Here is a 17467-nt window from a genome sequence, read left to right as displayed (position 1 = left end):
TGCCCAGCATGCTGGGCAAACTAGCTGTTAGTTATTGAGCTGTTGTTCAATTTGGTGATCAATTTTATTGTTCATTTGCTCAATAGAGGCGGCTATAGATGTCTCTAACTGTTGATCTAGTTTTTGAGCACCTTGATTATTTAGTAAAGTATTCGGTGCAGTAATAACGAGTGCAGCGACTGCTAGTAGTGGCATCATTTTTAAAATTGAATTGCTCATAATGTAATTCCCTTAATTGGTTGATTGGTTTTATCAACGAGGCAAAAGTGGTTGGTAGCCCGTTGATGGAAACTACAATAGCGAGGAATTCGGATAGGGTCGCTTATCTAGTTCTAAGCGATTTATTTATAAGGTTTTGAAAATTTAATTTGTATAATTTCAGTATCTTATGTCTAATTCTTACGGAGTCAAATAAGGTTTTAAAGCCTATTATTTTGAGGTTGTGTATTTTGATGCTAGTGTAGGTGTATCAAAATAGGAACTGGTAGGTTTTGGTATGGGCTTTAAAGTAAAACATTATGCGACTAAAACAGTGACTGCGAATAGCTCATTAGAATGGGAACTAATTTTAACTGAGCTTATTATTGGTAGCCTTTGCGCAGCTTTCGCAAAGGTCGGCTATGACGCAACAATGCTGCTTATTTTTATACCCAACTTAGTAATCGCCTTAGTTTGCTTTGGCTTTATTGGGCTTTCCATATTTCATTTCATCAGAGAAAAGCGCAGTAAGCCAAGCGAGTAGTATTGATTGCTGCGTTACTTTGCTACTGGAGTGACACCAGGTGAGTCACACGCAATCACTTCAAATCGATAGCCATATTCGGCATTGTGATCAGGGGTTAGTTGCACTATTTCGTAATCATTCAACTCAACAGCTTTACTGTTTTCTGCTTTTAAACAGCGTGAATAACTATCGGCTTCAAAGCTGTAAGCAAACATGGCAATTAAACGTTTGCTGCGCTCAAAATAACCTTTGGTATCTAGAAACTGACGTAAGTTTTCGGCGGTTTCGCTGTCACCTTCTATATTAACGTCTTGGCTTGGAGCAAAGCTTTCTTCATTACCAGGAAGTTGTTGCTCGAGCCTTTCACCGAGTTCTTCAACCGCTTTTTGCTGCTCTTCACCTGACTCTTTGGCAATGACTTTGCTATCGATAAAGGTACTGACCATGTTGTCGAGCACTTCTTCAGGTGGCTTGTCATCAAGAAACGAAATTAAGTTAATAAATACTACGGTTGCTAAAATAAAACGCACGATGGCGGTTAATAGCGGCGAATAGCTTTGACTAATAAACTTAACTCGCTCAGAGCCAAAGGGTTTTATTAGCAATAAAACAAAGATATAGAAGGGTAAAAAAAGTTGAAATAACAATAATGTACCTAGTGTTATTCCCAGCGCCCAAGGCGGTAAATATAACAGTGTGGCAAAGTTATGTGTGTAGTTAAAATGATTGGCAGAAACATGGGTTACATCATTTACTATGCCGCTTGCACCTGCCAACACAAAGTTAGCGATACTAGCATAGAAGATTAAAATCAGTGCCTTGCCGGCAAGTGAATGCCAAAGTTGATTAAACTTAGGCCAAAACTCAATAACAAGTGCAATAATGGTGATGGTGGCACTTAACCAGCCTGATGGCACAACAATCAGGCTGCTTAATGCCAAAAGATAGAGCTTTTGTGCGGTACTTAAGTTAAACCAAATGGCTTGTAAACGTTCAACCAACCTTGTTTTATGAGGTTGCCAGCTACGTTGCTGTTGTTGAAACTGTTTATTAGCGCGCCATTTTGCAATTTTTAAATACCTACGCACGCAATATCCTTTTTATAGTAGTGGTTTTAAGTACCTGCCTGTGTGTGAACGCTCACAATCTGCGACGTCTTCAGGTGTACCAGAAATTAAAATTTCACCACCGCCAGAGCCACCTTCAGGGCCTAAATCGACAATCCAGTCAGCAGTTTTGATCACATCAAGGTTATGCTCAATAACAACAATGGTATTACCGTGATCGCGTAAGCGGTGCAGTACTACTAATAATTGCTGAATATCAGCAAAGTGTAAACCCGTAGTTGGTTCATCAAGAATATACAGTGTTTTACCGGTATCGCGTTTTGAAAGTTCACGAGCCAGTTTCACACGCTGTGCTTCACCACCTGAGAGGGTTGTTGCAGCTTGACCTAAGCGAATATACGACAAGCCAACATCCATTAACGTTTGCAGTTTACGTGCAATGGCCGGGATTTTATCAAAGTAGTCACGGGCATCTTCAACGGTCATTTCGAGTACTTGGTGAATGTTTTTACCTTTGTACTGTACTTCTAGGGTTTCACGGTTGTAGCGCTGACCTTTACATACATCACAAGGCACATATACATCCGGTAAAAAGTGCATTTCTACCTTGATCACGCCATCGCCTTGGCAAGCCTCACAACGGCCACCTTTAACGTTAAAGCTAAAGCGACCGACTTTATAACCACGCGAACGGGCTTCTTGAGTGCCTGCAAATAGCTCACGAATACCGGTAAAAATACCAGTGTAAGTTGCAGGGTTTGAGCGCGGAGTACGGCCAATTGGGCTTTGGTCAATATCAATCACTTTATCAAAATGATCCAATCCCTTAATTGACTTATACGGTGCTGCTTCTGCGGTCGTTGCGCCATTTAACTCGGTATGAGCCAGCTTAAATAAAGTGTCGTTGATAAGTGTCGATTTACCTGAGCCCGATACACCTGTGATACAGGTCATTAAGCCAAATGGAATACGTAAATCAACGTTCTTTAAGTTGTTACCTGTGGCACCAAATAGCTCAAGCCATTTGTCGTTGGTTTGATGGCGAGCCGCCGGTACTTCGATTTTCTTTTCACCAGAGAGATACTGACCGGTGATAGAATCTTTACTTGCTAGAATATCGTCATGGGTACCTTGTGCAATAACATGGCCGCCATGAACACCAGCACCTGGGCCGATATCGATAATATGATCGGCAGCGCGAATGGCATCTTCGTCATGCTCAACCACAATGACGGTGTTGCCTAAATCACGTAAGTGAATAAGGGTTTTTAGTAAGCGGTCGTTATCGCGTTGGTGCAAACCAATTGATGGTTCATCCAGTACGTACATAACACCAACAAGGCCTGCACCAATTTGGCTTGCTAAACGAATACGCTGAGCTTCACCACCAGACAGGGTGTCGGCACTTCGCTCAAGTGATAAGTAATTAAGGCCTACATTAATTAAGAAAGATAAACGGTCGCGAATTTCTTTGAGGATTTTATCGGCAATTTGGGCACGCTGACCAGTTAGGCTTAAGCTATCAAAAAATGCCATGCTTTCACCAATACTCATTGTGGTGATGGCAGGTAGATTGGTTTGGCCAATAAATACATGGCGAGCTTCTTCGCGTAATCGAGAGCCATGACAGCTTGGACACGCTTGGCTCGTTTGGTATTTAGTCAGCTCTTCGCGCACCGAGTTTGATTCTGTTTCGCGGTAGCGGCGGTTCATATTATTTAAAACGCCTTCAAACTCGTGGTTACGCGTAATTAAATCGCCACGGTCATTGCGATAATTAAAAGCAATTTTAGTCTTGCCTGAACCTTCAAGAATAACTTTTTGTGCTTCTTTACTCAGATTTTGAAACGGCGCTTCTAAATCAAACTTGTAATGCTCCGCGACGGCTTGCAGCATTTGGAAATAATAAAAGCTGCGTTTGTCCCATCCTTTAATTGCGCCGCCAGACAAGCTTAGCTCTGGGTTTTGCACTACACGGTTTGGATCAAAATACTGACGTACACCTAAACCATCACAGCTTTGGCATGCACCTGCTGGGTTATTAAACGAGAATAAACGCGGTTCAAGCTCGCCCATTGCATAGCCACAGGTTGGGCAAGCAAAGTTAGCCGAAAACAACATGTCTTCGCTAAGAGAGTCATCCATTGCCGCTACATGAGCTATACCGCTTGAAAGCTCAAGCGCCGTTTCGAATGATTCAGCTAAACGCTGTTGTTGGCCATCTTTTACTTTAAAGCGGTCAACCACAACTTCGATAGTGTGCTTTTTATGAAGCTCAAGGGTTGGTGGATCTGATAAGTCACAAACCTCGCCATCAATACGGGCACGAATAAAGCCTTGGCTTGCAAGTTGCTCAAGCAGCTTAACATGTTCACCTTTTCGGTCTTTCACAACTGGTGCCAATAGCATTAGCTTGCTACCTTCAGGTAGCGCTAAAACCGTATCGACCATTTGGCTGATAGTTTGTGCTGCAAGCGGTAAGTCGTGAGTAGGACAGCGTGGCTCACCTACACGGGCAAATAATAAACGTAGGTAATCGTAAATTTCGGTGATGGTTCCGACTGTTGAGCGCGGGTTATGCGAGGTTGATTTTTGCTCAATAGAGATTGCAGGCGATAAACCTTCGATGTGATCCACATCGGGTTTTTCCATCAGCGATAAAAACTGCCTTGCATATGCAGAGAGTGATTCAACATAACGACGTTGCCCTTCTGCATAAAGCGTATCAAACGCTAAAGACGATTTTCCTGAACCAGATAGGCCAGTGATAACTATCAGCTTATCACGGGGAATGGTTAGGCTGATGTCTTTTAAATTGTGCGTACGGGCGCCTCGGACTTCAATGTTTTCCATGCTATCTCGTTTTGTTACCTAATTATTTTTTCAGTATCTCACAATACGCGATAAGATTAATCCTTGATCAAAGAAAAAATCATCACTCACAGGTGATTATTTAGTTTTTGCTTGTGGTAGAATCCACGCTCACATTTTAACAGACAGCAAGATCAGTAATTCATGACAGCATCTTCACTCAACTCTCGAGAAAAACGCGCTGCCGTTTCGTTGGCGAGCGTATTTGCATTTCGCATGCTTGGCCTATTTATGCTGATGCCAGTATTGGCAATTTATGGTCAGCAGCTAGAAGGGTTTTCGCCACTATGGATTGGCTTTGCTATCGGTGCTTATGGTTTAACGCAAGCTGTATTACAGATACCTATGGGCTGGTTATCGGACAAAATTGGTCGTAAAAAAGTCATTATTGGTGGTCTTTGTGTGTTCGCGCTTGGTTCTGTAATAGCGGCAACAGCTGAGTCAGTACAAATGGTGACGTTAGGGCGTGCATTACAAGGCATGGGCGCAATAGCCAGTGCATTGTTAGCACTTGCTTCTGATCTAAGTCGTGATGAACAGCGTCCAAAAGTAATGGCCGTCATTGGTATGTGTATTGGTATGAGCTTTGCCGTTGCTATGTTACTTGGGCCAATAGTTGCCGCATCGTGGGGTGTTGCAGGAGTATTTTGGCTTACCGCAGGGCTGGCGCTTTTAGGTATTTTTATCGTGTTGTTTTTAGTGCCCAATGCAGTTAGTAAAGCCCCAAAAGGCGACACGCTTGCAACACTTGATGACATTAAGCAACTTATTAAACACCCACAATTAGCGCGCCTTGATTTTGGGGTGATGCTGCTTCATCTTACATTAACTACCGTATTTGTAGCATTACCAGGTCAGCTTATTAAAGATGGATTGATTGCAGATCATCATTGGTATTTATACATACCTGTATTATTTTTAGCATTTTTCTTGATGGCACCTATGATGATAGTGGCGATTCGCAAAGAAAAAGAAAAACAAGCATTCATTGGCTCAATCGCACTGCTGGTGTTAAGCATGTTAGCCATGTCGCTATGGGTTGATTCGGTGATTGGCATTGGTATTTGTATGTTGGTTTACTTTATTGCTTTTAATTTTTTAGAAGCCACCATGCCAGCTCTTGTTTCGCGTATTGCCCCTGCAAATCAGAAAGGTTCTGCAATGGGGGTGTTCTCATCAACGCAGTTTTTTGGTGCCTTTTTAGGCGGTTTATTGGGTGGCTATGTTGCCCAAGCATTAAGTGCGCAAGCAGTGTTTGCGGCAGCGGCACTTGTTGGGGTAATATGGCTTATCATTGCTTGGAATATGCAAGTCCCACCAAGAAGTAAAATAATTAGCTTAATGACCGAATTAAGTTCAGAGCAGCAAGCACAGGCACTTGCTTCTCGTCTTGTTGCTTTACCGGGCGTCATTGAAGCAACGGTTGTTTGTGATGAAAATCGCAGCTATTTAAAGATTAATGACAAAGAATTTGACCTAGACCAAGCACGTAAAGTTGCTGGTTTAATCTAACGTTTTATAGGAGAAGTTCCATGGCACGCGGTGTGAACAAAGTTATCTTGGTTGGTAATTTAGGCCAAGATCCAGAAGTACGTTATATGCCTAATGGCAATGGTGTAGCGAATATCAGCATTGCTACGACTGATAGCTGGAAAGATAAAAACACAGGGCAAATGCAAGAGCGTACTGAATGGCACCGTGTTGTGTTATTTGGCAAACTAGCTGAAGTTGCTGGTGAGTATCTTCGCAAGGGCTCACAAGTTTATATTGAAGGCCGTTTACAAACGCGTAAATGGACTGATCAATCAGGCCAAGAAAAATACACCACAGAAATCGTGGTAGATATGGGTGGTCAAATGCAAATGTTAGGTGGCCGTGGTGGCGATCAACAGGGTGGCGGCTATCAAGGTGGTCAATCACAAGGCGGTTACCAAGGTGGTCAACAGCAAGGCGGCGGTTACGGTGGTGGCTCACAACAAGCACAAAGCAATAATAGCTATGCACCACAGCAACAGTCTGCACCAGCACCACAGCAACAACGTCCACAGCAGTCAGCGCCGCAACAACAAAACAATAACCAATACGGTGGCGGTTATGGTGCTCCACAGCAAAGCAGTGCACCACAACAAGGCGGTTTTGCTCCTAAGCCACAAAATGCACCACAAGGCGGCGCATCAAACCCAATGGAACCACCAATCGACTTTGATGACGATATCCCGTTCTAGACAAAGATAAAATTAGAAATGTATAAGAGAGCCGCTAAATAGCGGCTCTTTTTTTAACTAAAAATAATGTTGAAAAATAACTTAGAATGCATGCTGGCCGCACAAATTTACCCACTCATTTTGTTCTTTACTTTGCATTGAATCGTTTATCTTTTAATTGAGTCTGTGAAGCTAGGATTAGAGCTTACGTTCTTTTTTATGGCTGCAAGTATGCCTAGAGCAGAGTTATAAATACTGGCGATATCAATCGTATGGTCTAAGTTTAATAAAAAATTTTATTCCTACACCCATGAAAATACTTAGTAAGATAAGCTTTCAACAAGCGCTAGCAGCAGTGATTGCATTTGCTTTGGTTGTGATGCTTACAACATCTTATATTGTTATTGATGCGTCCCTGCAAAAAAAGCAGCTTGTGAGTCAAGATGCTGAATTTATCAGCGAAGTATTGATGATAGATAAAATAGCGCATGAAACGGCAGTCGAAAGGGGATTAACTGCTGGCTTTATTGGTTCAGGGTATCGCAAAAACGGTGACAAAGTTGCTAAGCAACGCTTGATTGTTGATAAAGTTTTTAACGAATTTTCTAATTATACTCAAACGAAAAAACACTCAATAGCCCTATTTACTGCAGTGTTAGAAAAGCACAAAAATATAAAAGCGTTAAGAGAAAATATCGATAGGCAGCAAGGAAAATCAGCGTTTGCCGTTTATTCTAATGCCAACCAGTTTATGTTGGATGTTGCTAACAGCCGGGTTTCACACATTAGACAATCCGAAGCAATCTCTTCAGGTTTAGCTATTATCAGAATGTCTTTGTTAAAGGAGAGATTAGGCCAGATTAGAGGAAAGGTGAATGGTATTTTATCATTACAATCAATATCTAAAGATAGTCAGGTTCAAGTTGCTGGCTATTTTAATAATATTGAAGAAAGTTTGGCTATGCTCGCTTTAACACTCACCGCAAAAGAAGATAAAGCATGGCTATCAGAATTGACTAATTCACAAGCCTTTAAAGATATTAAGGCAATTATCGAAAACCTAAATCAAGAAAGTGGCAAGCTGGCTTTGTCTTACCCAGAACCTTCGGACTGGTTTAGTTTGTCAACGGACTTAATTGGCAAAATTCACAAGCGTATTACTGAAAAACAAAGCGCGTTAGAGTCGCTTATCGAGGAAAAGCGCGTTGATGCTAAAATGGAGGCTGTGGTAACGGTAGGTCTTGCGATATTTTTTATTACTTTTTTTATCGCCTTCGGTTTATTTGTAATCAAGGCACTTGCTAAAAAAGTTAGAAAAGTACGAGATTTAATTGGAAAAATTGCTTCAAGCCATGATTTAACAGTGAGGATTGATGACCAATCGAGTGATGAAATAGGTGCAATTTCTAGAAGTGTTGATGAGTTGGTAGATACCCTCACTAAGTTGATACGGCAAGTGCAACAAGCAAACAGCAGTAGCGAATCCAGTGTTAAATCATTAATCACTTTTGCAACAGAACTCTCAGAATTAGTTGAGAGTGTTAATTCAACCACATCGGTGCTTCAAGATAGCTTCGCGAGGCTATCTAACCAGATCGAGCAAATTGCACTGTCAGCAGATGAAAGCTCTAAAAATACAGCAAAGGCAAATGACTTATCGAATAATACAAAGCAAATAATTGGCACAAATAAAGTGAGCATTAACTCACTATCTACGCTGATTCAGCAGGCTCATCAGCAATCAGATTCGTTAAGTGCAAAAACGAACAGTATTCAATCAGTGCTTGATACAATTTCGAGTATTGCTGAACAAACTAATTTACTAGCCCTTAATGCTGCTATCGAAGCTGCTCGAGCGGGTGAACAAGGCCGTGGTTTTGCTGTTGTTGCAGACGAAGTGCGGGGTTTAGCAACGCGTAGCCAAGATTCAACATCAGAAATATCTTCAGTGCTTGATGACATAAAGCAGCAAGTGCAACAACTTCAGGCGTATATGGAAAATACCTCTGAATCAACGCAGAAGGTGAGTGAAAATAGTGAAAATGCCCTCAAGAATATCGATATTTTGACAACTAATATCACTGAGGTGAGCGGCCAAACAAACATGGTGTCATCAGCGATTGAATCACAAAATCAGTTAGCTGAAGAAGCGAGTAAGGCAAGCCAAAATATCACTGAAAATATGCAGGAAGTACAAGCCGAATTGGCGCTATTATCTAAATTGATAAAAGATTTAGAACAAGCTCAATATAAGACATCAAATGCTATAAATGTATTTAGAGTAAATACATCTTCATGAGCCTGGTGTGCATCAGCTACGCTGTCATGATGGCGCTTATTTTTGCGGGTAATGCGCATCTACGAAGGCTAAATAATAATGCCTTTCATCATTACAAACAGTTATCTTGGGATTGATTACAGGTTACTGTAAAAGTTTGCGTATCTTTATTTAACTCTGTTGCAGAGATTTAGTTGTGACCTTTTGAATTGTTGATTACAAAATAATTCTCATTACCAATAAATGCTAGGTTGTTAAATTTACGGAATTTTTGACAGCGTTGGTATTAGGATTCTTCTGAAATTACTTTTAATCAGCCTGTAGCCTTGTATTTATGGGGTTCTTGAACAACACTTTGTATATCTTTGGGCAACAAAATTGTGAAATGAAAAAAGACTTTGCTTCACAGATCAAGCGACCAGTGGTCATTTATGTGACGATTGTGCTTTTGCTTGTGGTTGTTTTTAACATTTTTCTTAATGATGTACTTCATGACAAGGTTCATCATACTGGTACTGAGCTGGCTAAAGAAGTATATGAATTAAACTTAGATCCTATCACCTCGCAAGACATCATCGCGTCTATTGTAAAAAGTCAGGGTTTTGTCTTGGATGTAGCTGATTTGCCGCAAAACTTTGCAAATTTTATTGATGTAGAGCAAGAAGTATTTAGTTATAAAACAGTCAGTTTACGTTTGTTTCATTGGCCAGCTTGGTTACTAGAAAGCCACTTATTTATACTATTAAACCTTATTTTACTAGCAACAGGCTATTGGGCTGGGCGTTGGTGGCGAAGTATGGCTAAGTCTACGGCTATTAAAGAGCAACCTGTTATCAAACCGCAAGCATCAGCAGATGCACAAATTGAACCCCAATTTAAATCACAAAAGCTAGCATCGCCAAGGCCTTTACCGCGACAAGACCTCAATATTCTTTATGGGGTGCCAACAAGTTATAACCATTTATTTGCTTTGTTCTTTTGGAAAACACCTTTTCCATCGAACCTGGATGTTGATAACTACTTTAAATTAGTGATTGCGAAAGGTTTTGGTGAGTTGGTTAATCGCTCCGTTAAGTTGCTTCCTTCAGGTGGCATCGCGGTTACTTTAAATAACATCCCTGCAACTGAGCTTGATAAATATACCAAACGGCTTCATCAAGTTATTTACCAAGCGTGCTTAAACTATCGCAGTGATTTATCACGTGCTGATGTCAAGATCGGTGTTTGTAATTACCGAACAGGAGCAGACCAAGCTGTTGTATATCAGCTAACTAAATCAGCATTGGCTATGGCTAAACAAAGTGCATGGCAACATATTCATCGCTTGCCGTTCGGGCATACCCAATCAAGCATGTTAGCAGACAGTAAAGAGCACTTGTTTGAGTACATTAAAAACAAACATTTTATGTTGTTTTTTCAACCATTGTTCGATTTACAAACAGGTGAAATTTTACAGCATGAAGCGTTAATTCGCATTCGTCATAAAAATTTGGGGCTATTGGCAGCTCGGCATTTTATTCCCCACATGAGCAGTAAAAATGACGTGTTGTTTTTAGATAAAATCGTTATTACTCAAGTGAAGAGAATACTCTCTAACGAAGCTGGTGCAATCACAGTCAGTATAAACTTACATGCTATGAACTGGTTCAATGACAAGTTTTGGGTTTGGTTTAAAGAACATATGAGTGACTATGAGGGAATTAGTAAACTTCAATTTGAACTCAGTGAAGATGATTATCTACGCCAACATAAAAAATTAATCTCACAGTTTAAGTGCTTAGAGAAACTGTCGGCTGGTGTGGTAATTGATAACGTGAGAAGTGCAGAGCACCTAGCTACTTATGCGCAGCTTAATAATATACGCAGTATTAAACTGGCCTATGAGCTAATACATAATATAGATACAAATGCTCAACAGCAGAAGATCGTAAAACAGATTATCAATAAGGGCAGCGAATTAAGCTTTCCTGTTTATGCGGTGGGGGTCGAGACGCAAAATGAACTTGCGACCCTCAAAAATTTAGGGGTGGTTGCAGCTCAAGGCTTTTACTTTGCTGAGCCCTTACAAAAGTTAGCAGATATAACACCGCATAGCTAATACAGCTAATTAGTCGATTAAATTGCGGTATCGCAAGCCATCTAAACCTTGTAGCCCACCTGTATGAATCGCAATAATGTGTGTGTGTGGAGCAAAAAAGCCCTGCTCAATGAGTTGCCATAGTGCATATATCATTTTGCCACTGTAAATAGGTTCAAGAGGAATGTCGTGCTGGTGGTTAAATGCTTGACAAAACTGCCACAAATTAGCACTAAACTTGCCATAACCGCCATCATGAAAGTCACATAACAGCTGCCAGTTTTGTTGTTGTTTGGCGCGGTTGCTCAATTGTTTAATGTCAGTTATTAAATACTCAGCTTGCTTAATTACAGCCACCCCTAATACTGTTGTACTTTGTGATGCGCCCTCAATTAAACCTGCTAATGTTCCGCCACTTCCCGTAGGGCATATAATATAGTCTGCTGGGGGAAGGCTTTCGGCCAACTCTTTGCAGCCTAGAAGGGCTGCTGAATTAGTGCCGCCTTCAGGTAAAATATAAGCATTAGGAAATTGATGTTGTAATTCAGCTAAGTAATTTTGATCATGCCTCAACCGGTAAGTAACACGGTCAACTGGATGTAAATTCATGCCACATTGCTTTGCATAGCGCAGTGTTGGATTTTCGCTATCAAGTTCGGGACCCCGAATTATACCATGAGTAGTAAAACCAAATAGTTTCCCCGCAGCAGCGCTGGCATGGATATGATTTGAAAAAGCACCACCAAAAGTGAGTAATTCAGATTTTCCAAGTTGTTGCATTGCGGCTAAATTAAACTTTAGTTTACGCCACTTATTGCCACTAATTTGCGGGTGAATAAGATCATCTCGCTTTATGGTGAGCTGAATTTTACGAGCAGCCAATAAGGGATGGTTTATGGTTTGTAAAGGTGACTCAAAAGAACTATACACAGCAGCAATTTTAATAAAAAACACGCTCTATTGTAGCAAACTGATCATCAACTAAGAAATTAAACTAAAATGATTTTGTTATTTACTGGCATCAACTAAGGTAATAGTTGTAAACTCAGATAATAATTGAACAAAGCTTGTGTTTTGCTTTCCAAGTACATAGCATAAGAGTTTAATTATAAAAAAATAATAATGACCAAATAATTGCCGCTTTTTGGGAATGGAATATATGCGAATCGCTCCTTTATCTCTATTTATTTCAGTTAGTTTGCTAGCAACTAGTGCATTTGCACAAGATACTGCTACGGTAACTGGTATAGAGTCAGAGATCAGTAAAAAACAAGCCGAGTACGATAACTCGACTGTTATCCTTGAAAAACACCTAAAAGAAGAAAGTCAGTTACAGAAGCAACTCGAATTATTGCGCGCACGCTCGACAGAGTTAGACAAAGAAAAAAACCAAGCGCTAGATGCAATGAACGAGATGTATCGCCGACTTATTGATGATCCAACAATAGACATTAGCAATGCACAAGCACGCTATCAAAAAGCAGTTGTTGATCACAAACAGAATAAAGATGATATTTCGATGCAATTGGCGGCAATTGCATCGCATAGAAAAGACATTGAGCAAATTCGCGTAGCTAAACATACCCAACTCAATACATTAGAAAGTTTAAAAGAACAACTCGCAACGGCGCGTGTTGAGCGTTTACGTAATGAGTTTACACGTGAAGGTACATTAGAAGTTAATCACACCATCAATTGTAAACGCACCGAAACGCTTGCTGCCTGTGAGCAGCGCGGTCAGCAAATGGGCTTGCAAAAAGCAACTAAACGTTTTGTTGATCAAATTTTTGCTAACTTAACTGAAGAGCGATTGGTTGAACCAAAACGCAATCTTGCGGGTGCGCAAGTTAAGGTGTTAAGTAGCCATGTTGTCAACAGTGCATTTAGCGGTCAAGGTAACTATAACGTCAACTTAAGCGTGACCATGCGCGGTGATGTAAATAGCAGCCGCTTATGTAGTTTACTTAATTTAGATAACCGATTCTGCGCTGATTATGGCTCGCCACTTGCAGGCAACTATCAGTCTAATTACTCGGCATCTTACCCTGATAGTCAGTTAACATTCAGTGACCCTTTGGATAATAGTCAGGTGGTATCGGTATCACGTATGACTAATGAGCCTGTTAGCGATTATTCATCAAAAAAGCCAGTAAAGGTTGAACCGTTACCTGATTTGAAAAAATCTAAAATGGTTGAGCTAACACTTCGTTCTAATGTGTATGACGATGAAGTGTTTATCGATGGCGTGAGTTTTGGTGCGACAAAACTAACCACTTCGTTGCCTGTAGGTTTTCATGAAGTTGAAATTCGCAAGCGTGGTTATAAAAGCTATAAAGCGCGTATTGATCTTCGCAAAGCGCAAACAATTCATGCAAATTTGGTAAAAGAACCAGAGCCAGTTGTTGCAGCGGTTACAGCAGCTGAAAAACCAGCAACGTCTTCACCAGTTGCAAGTATCGTCAATAAAAACAATTCAGCAGGTATCGTTGTTATTCCTGCAGGCAAATTTAAGATGGGCGATATTAACGGCAATGGTTTAGCCAACGAGCGTCCAGTGGTAGAAAAGACCATTGCTAATTCGTTTGCAATGCAAAGCAAGGAAGTGACTGTTGCAGAGTATGAGCGTTTTGTTGCAAATACAGGTTACAAAACAGAAGCTGAAAAAAATCGTGGTTGTGCTTATTACTTAAATGGTGAACCAGTATGGGAAGCTACGTTAAATTGGCGTAACCCAGGTTTCGAGCAAGAAAGTGATTTTCCGGCGGTATGTTTAACCTATAACGATGCAAAAGCATACGCAGATTGGTTATCGGGGCAAACGGGTCAGTTATTTCGCTTACCAAACGAGGTTGAGTGGGAGTATGCTGCGCGAGCTGGTACTGAAACCGAGTACCCTTGGGGTAACGAAATCGGTAAAAACTTAGCGAACTGTGGCTGGTGTGGGAGCGAATGGTCAAATAAAAGCGCTGCACCGACAGGGTCGTTTTCTCCTAATGCATTTGGCCTATTTGATACAGTAGGTAATGTATGGGAATGGACATATAAAAAGCCAGGACAGTCTGATGTAACGGTTCGTGGTGGTGCTTGGAACTTTGCGCCTAGCTTAGCCCGCGTATCAACACGCCTAATTTTAGCGCCAGACTTTCGTGCAAACTATATCGGCTTTCGTTTAGTACGCGAGCGATAAATATTTAAAAAGGAAGCGCTATAAGCTTCCTTTTTTAGCAATTAATTTAAGGCAGTTGCGCTTTTTCATGATTAGCATGATAGAGTGAGAGCAGCTAGTATAAGAACGTATTTTCAAAGGTCATCCAGCCTCATGTTTAAAAAACTCCGTGGTATTTTTTCAAACGATCTATCGATCGACTTGGGTACAGCCAATACCCTAATTTATGTAAAAGAAGAAGGTATTGTATTAAATGAACCTTCTGTAGTTGCTATTCGCCAAGAGCGAGCTGGTGGCCCGAAAAGTGTGGCATCAGTGGGTACAGAAGCAAAGCAAATGTTAGGCCGTACACCGGGTAACATTAAAGCGATTCGTCCTATGAAAGACGGCGTTATTGCTGATTTCTACGTGACCGAAAAAATGCTGCAACACTTTATCAAGCAAGTACATAACAACAACTTTATGCGTCCAAGCCCGCGTGTTCTTATTTGTGTGCCTTGTGGTGCTACACAAGTAGAAAAACGTGCTATTCGTGAATCTGCGATGGGTGCTGGTGCACGTGAAGTGTACCTAATCGAAGAGCCAATGGCGGCTGCAATCGGTGCAGGTTTACCTGTATCAGAAGCAACGGGTTCTATGGTTGTTGATATCGGTGGTGGTACAACTGAAGTTGCCATTATTTCATTAAATGGCGTGGTTTACTCTTCATCTGTACGCATCGGTGGTGACAAATTTGATGAAGCTATCATCAACTATGTACGCCGTAACTTTGGTAGCTTAATTGGTGAAGCAACTGCTGAAAACATCAAGCATCAAATTGGTTCGGCGTTTAAAACAGATGAGCCTATTGAAATTGAAGTACGTGGTCGTAACCTTGCTGAAGGTGTTCCGCGTTCATTCACACTGAACTCACACGAAATTCTTGAAGCGTTGCAAGAGCCATTAATGGGTATTGTGAGCGCGGTTATGGTTGCGCTTGAACAGTCTCCACCAGAGCTTGCTTCGGATATTTCTGCACACGGTATGGTATTAACCGGTGGTGGTGCATTATTAAAAGACCTAGACCGTTTATTAATGGAAGAAACAGGTATTCCGGTCGTGGTTGCTGACGATCCATTAACTTGTGTTGCTCGTGGCGGCGGTAAGGCGCTAGAAATGATTGATATGCACGGTGGTGACGTATTTAGCTACGACTAATGAAGTTACTTTTTGGTCGTACCATCTCTTTGCAACTGCGACTTTTTGTCGCAGTGCTTTTGAGTGTCGTGCTGATCGTGGGCGATCGCTACACACAAGGTGGTACAACAATTCGCACCAGTTTAAATACCCTCGTTAGCCCACTTATTTATCTCGCCAATTTGCCGTATGAGCTATTTAGTATTGGCGCGAAGAATCTGCACACCCGCGAACAGCTTTTAACTGAAAATGAAGCACTTAAGAAGAAGCAGTTATTGCAAAGCGAGCAACTCCAACAACTGCAATTTTTATCTCGTGAAAACGATAAATTACGTGCTTTGTTAGGTTCATCTGCTAAACAATCAAATCGTAAAATTATTGCCCAGGTATTGTCTGTTCACTCAAACCCATATAGTCATCAAGTGGTTATTAACCGCGGTACTACCGATGGCCTAAGTGAAGGCCAAGCAGTTATTGACGAAATGGGTGTGGTAGGGCAAATCACCCAAGTTGGTTCGACTACTTCGCGCGTGTTGTTAATGACCGACACTACCCATGCCACACCTGTGCGTATTTTACGTAACGATGTACGTACCGTGGTTGAAGGCATAGGTAAAATTAATGTAGTTAAGCTTTCGCACGTTCCGCACAGCCTTGACGTACGTATTGGTGATATTTTGGTTACCTCTGGCCTAGGTGGCACTTTCCCTGAAGGTTATCCGGTTGCTGTAGTAACTGAAATTAACCGTGACGAAGGGCGTCCTTTTGCGCAGGTATATGCTGAGCCAATTGCACAACTTGACCGGATTCGCTTGTTGGTTGTGCTGTGGCGTAATCAGCAGGAGAGCATAAGCAATGAATAGTCGTCACTCTTTGCTGATTGCTATCAGTATTTTCTTTGCATTGGTTATGGCGTTAATGCCGTTACCGATTTCGTTTGAGCCTTATCGCCCAGATTGGGTGTTAATGGTATTAATGTATTGGTCGTTAGCGGTACCACACCGTTTGAACATTGGTACAGCTTGGGTGGTCGGTTTATTAATGGACTTAGCTTCAGGCTCACCACTGGGTGTAAACTCACTGACTTACTCAGTGTGTATATTTATTACTGCTAGTAACTTCCAAAAGATTAGAAACTTTTCTTTATGGCAGCAAAGCATTTTAGTTGCTTTGTTTTTAACGCTTTACCACCTTATGCAGTTTTGGCTAAATCACTTTTTAATGGGTATTTATTTTAGTCCGCATTATTTGTGGCCTGTGCTAACAGGTATGCTTTGCTGGTGGTGGATTTTCTTAATTTTGCGTAAATATCGCCGTCATTTCAGGATTAGATAATGCAGACCGCAATTTATTTGGCGTCTGCATCACCGCGCCGAAAAGAGTTGCTCAGCCAGCTTGGCGTTGAGTTTTCTCAATTTAGCGTTGATGCAGATGAAAGCCAATTTCCGAATGAATCTCCTCGTGATTATGTTGAACGCTTAGCTAGACTCAAAGCACAATCAGGTGTAGCTATGGGCTACACTGATCGCCCTGTGTTAGGAAGTGATACTGTAGTCGTCATTGATGATACAGCCCTAGTTAAACCTGTTGACCAAGCAGACTTTACAGCCACTATGCAGCGCTTATCTGGGCGCACCCATCAAGTGATGACAGCCGTTGCAATTGCAAATAGTGAGCAAGTAAAAAGTTGTGTTGTTGTCACTGATGTGACATTTAAAAAGTTAAGTGATGAAGAAATTGATGCTTACTGGCATTCGGGTGAGCCCCAAGATAAAGCTGGCGGTTATGGCATACAAGGCTTAGGCGGACGCTTTGTTAGCCATATTTCGGGTAGCTATTTTGCGGTGGTCGGCTTACCTTTATATGAGACTGAACAGTTATTAAATGAATTTTTAAGAGGGTAA

At 41.3% G+C, this 17467-nt stretch carries 13 protein-coding genes; 9 read left to right on the top strand and 4 right to left on the bottom strand.

Annotation, left to right across the window (positions count from 1 at the left end; genetic code table 11):
• Positions 1–27 precede the first annotated feature (27 nt).
• The 3 genes from QL229_RS17285 to uvrA form a co-directional block, all read right to left on the bottom strand.
• Entirely contained in the window at positions 28–219 is a 192-nt protein-coding gene (locus tag QL229_RS17285) for a hypothetical protein (RefSeq protein WP_135922734.1), read from the bottom strand.
• Between the two features lie 537 nt (positions 220–756).
• A complete protein-coding gene (locus tag QL229_RS17280; protein WP_281547222.1) occupies positions 757–1812 on the bottom strand; it encodes a hypothetical protein in 1056 nt (351 codons plus the stop codon).
• Positions 1813–1824: 12 nt separating this feature from the next.
• Complete coding sequence (gene uvrA / locus QL229_RS17275) at positions 1825–4644, bottom strand: excinuclease ABC subunit UvrA (protein ID WP_281547221.1); 2820 nt, start codon at positions 4642–4644, stop codon at positions 1825–1827.
• 162 nt (positions 4645–4806) lie between these two features.
• On the opposite strand from uvrA, the gene QL229_RS17270 reads away from it, so the two are divergent.
• The 4 genes from QL229_RS17270 to QL229_RS17255 all read left to right on the top strand — a co-directional run bounded on the left by QL229_RS17270 (position 4807) and on the right by QL229_RS17255 (position 11242).
• Entirely contained in the window at positions 4807–6174 is a 1368-nt protein-coding gene (locus QL229_RS17270) for an MFS transporter (RefSeq protein WP_135922731.1), read from the top strand.
• 20 nt (positions 6175–6194) lie between these two features.
• Positions 6195–6887, top strand: coding sequence for a single-stranded DNA-binding protein (ssb, locus tag QL229_RS17265; protein WP_135922730.1), 693 nt, complete (start codon positions 6195–6197; stop codon positions 6885–6887).
• Positions 6888–7176: 289 nt separating this feature from the next.
• On the top strand, positions 7177–9165 hold the full coding sequence (locus QL229_RS17260; RefSeq protein ID WP_281547220.1) for a methyl-accepting chemotaxis protein: 1989 nt from the start codon (positions 7177–7179) through the stop codon (positions 9163–9165).
• A 364-nt stretch (positions 9166–9529) separates the two neighbouring features.
• Positions 9530–11242 carry an EAL domain-containing protein gene (locus QL229_RS17255; RefSeq protein ID WP_199527305.1) on the top strand — a complete coding sequence of 571 codons (1713 nt, stop codon included), beginning with the start codon at positions 9530–9532 and terminating at the stop codon, positions 11240–11242.
• A gap of 9 nt (positions 11243–11251) precedes the next feature.
• On the opposite strand, the gene QL229_RS17250 is transcribed toward QL229_RS17255, so the two are convergent.
• Positions 11252–12160, bottom strand: coding sequence for a pyridoxal-phosphate dependent enzyme (locus QL229_RS17250; protein ID WP_281547233.1), 909 nt, complete (start codon positions 12158–12160; stop codon positions 11252–11254).
• Positions 12161–12380: 220 nt separating this feature from the next.
• Here QL229_RS17250 and QL229_RS17245 point away from each other — a divergent pair, with 220 nt between their 5' ends.
• The 5 genes from QL229_RS17245 to QL229_RS17225 all read left to right on the top strand — a co-directional run bounded on the left by QL229_RS17245 (position 12381) and on the right by QL229_RS17225 (position 17467).
• A complete protein-coding gene (locus tag QL229_RS17245; protein ID WP_235382203.1) occupies positions 12381–14408 on the top strand; it encodes an SUMF1/EgtB/PvdO family nonheme iron enzyme in 2028 nt (675 codons plus the stop codon).
• Positions 14409–14540: 132 nt separating this feature from the next.
• On the top strand, positions 14541–15584 hold the full coding sequence (locus QL229_RS17240) for a rod shape-determining protein (RefSeq protein ID WP_054552787.1): 1044 nt from the start codon (positions 14541–14543) through the stop codon (positions 15582–15584).
• On the top strand, positions 15584–16426 hold the full coding sequence (mreC, locus tag QL229_RS17235) for a rod shape-determining protein MreC (RefSeq protein WP_054552786.1): 843 nt from the start codon (positions 15584–15586) through the stop codon (positions 16424–16426). The genes QL229_RS17240 and mreC overlap by 1 nt, the downstream gene beginning before the upstream one ends.
• Complete coding sequence (mreD, locus tag QL229_RS17230) at positions 16419–16898, top strand: rod shape-determining protein MreD (RefSeq protein WP_135922714.1); 480 nt, start codon at positions 16419–16421, stop codon at positions 16896–16898. Before mreC ends, mreD begins: the two co-directional genes overlap by 8 nt.
• Positions 16898–17467, top strand: coding sequence for a Maf family protein (locus QL229_RS17225; RefSeq protein ID WP_135922713.1), 570 nt, complete (start codon positions 16898–16900; stop codon positions 17465–17467). The genes mreD and QL229_RS17225 overlap by 1 nt, the downstream gene beginning before the upstream one ends.

The organism is Pseudoalteromonas sp. PAR1 (assembly GCF_947311895.1).
Taxonomy (GTDB): domain Bacteria; phylum Pseudomonadota; class Gammaproteobacteria; order Enterobacterales; family Alteromonadaceae; genus Pseudoalteromonas; species Pseudoalteromonas lipolytica_C.
Note: the sequence above shows the minus strand (reverse complement) of the source record. Positions and strands in the feature narration are given on the sequence as shown.

What these genes read in the sequence shown, in the direction of transcription:
- QL229_RS17285 (WP_135922734.1), bottom strand. Translation starts at nt 219, where the DNA reads ATGAGCAATTCAATTTTAAAAATGATGCCACTACTAGCAGTCGCTGCA.
- uvrA (WP_281547221.1), bottom strand. Translation starts at nt 4,644, where the DNA reads ATGGAAAACATTGAAGTCCGAGGCGCCCGTACGCACAATTTAAAAGAC.
- QL229_RS17270 (WP_135922731.1), top strand. Translation starts at nt 4,807, where the DNA reads ATGACAGCATCTTCACTCAACTCTCGAGAAAAACGCGCTGCCGTTTCG.
- ssb (WP_135922730.1), top strand. Translation starts at nt 6,195, where the DNA reads ATGGCACGCGGTGTGAACAAAGTTATCTTGGTTGGTAATTTAGGCCAA.
- QL229_RS17260 (WP_281547220.1), top strand. Translation starts at nt 7,177, where the DNA reads ATGAAAATACTTAGTAAGATAAGCTTTCAACAAGCGCTAGCAGCAGTG.
- QL229_RS17255 (WP_199527305.1), top strand. Translation starts at nt 9,530, where the DNA reads ATGAAAAAAGACTTTGCTTCACAGATCAAGCGACCAGTGGTCATTTAT.
- QL229_RS17245 (WP_235382203.1), top strand. Translation starts at nt 12,381, where the DNA reads ATGCGAATCGCTCCTTTATCTCTATTTATTTCAGTTAGTTTGCTAGCA.
- QL229_RS17240 (WP_054552787.1), top strand. Translation starts at nt 14,541, where the DNA reads ATGTTTAAAAAACTCCGTGGTATTTTTTCAAACGATCTATCGATCGAC.
- mreC (WP_054552786.1), top strand. Translation starts at nt 15,584, where the DNA reads ATGAAGTTACTTTTTGGTCGTACCATCTCTTTGCAACTGCGACTTTTT.
- mreD (WP_135922714.1), top strand. Translation starts at nt 16,419, where the DNA reads ATGAATAGTCGTCACTCTTTGCTGATTGCTATCAGTATTTTCTTTGCA.
- QL229_RS17225 (WP_135922713.1), top strand. Translation starts at nt 16,898, where the DNA reads ATGCAGACCGCAATTTATTTGGCGTCTGCATCACCGCGCCGAAAAGAG.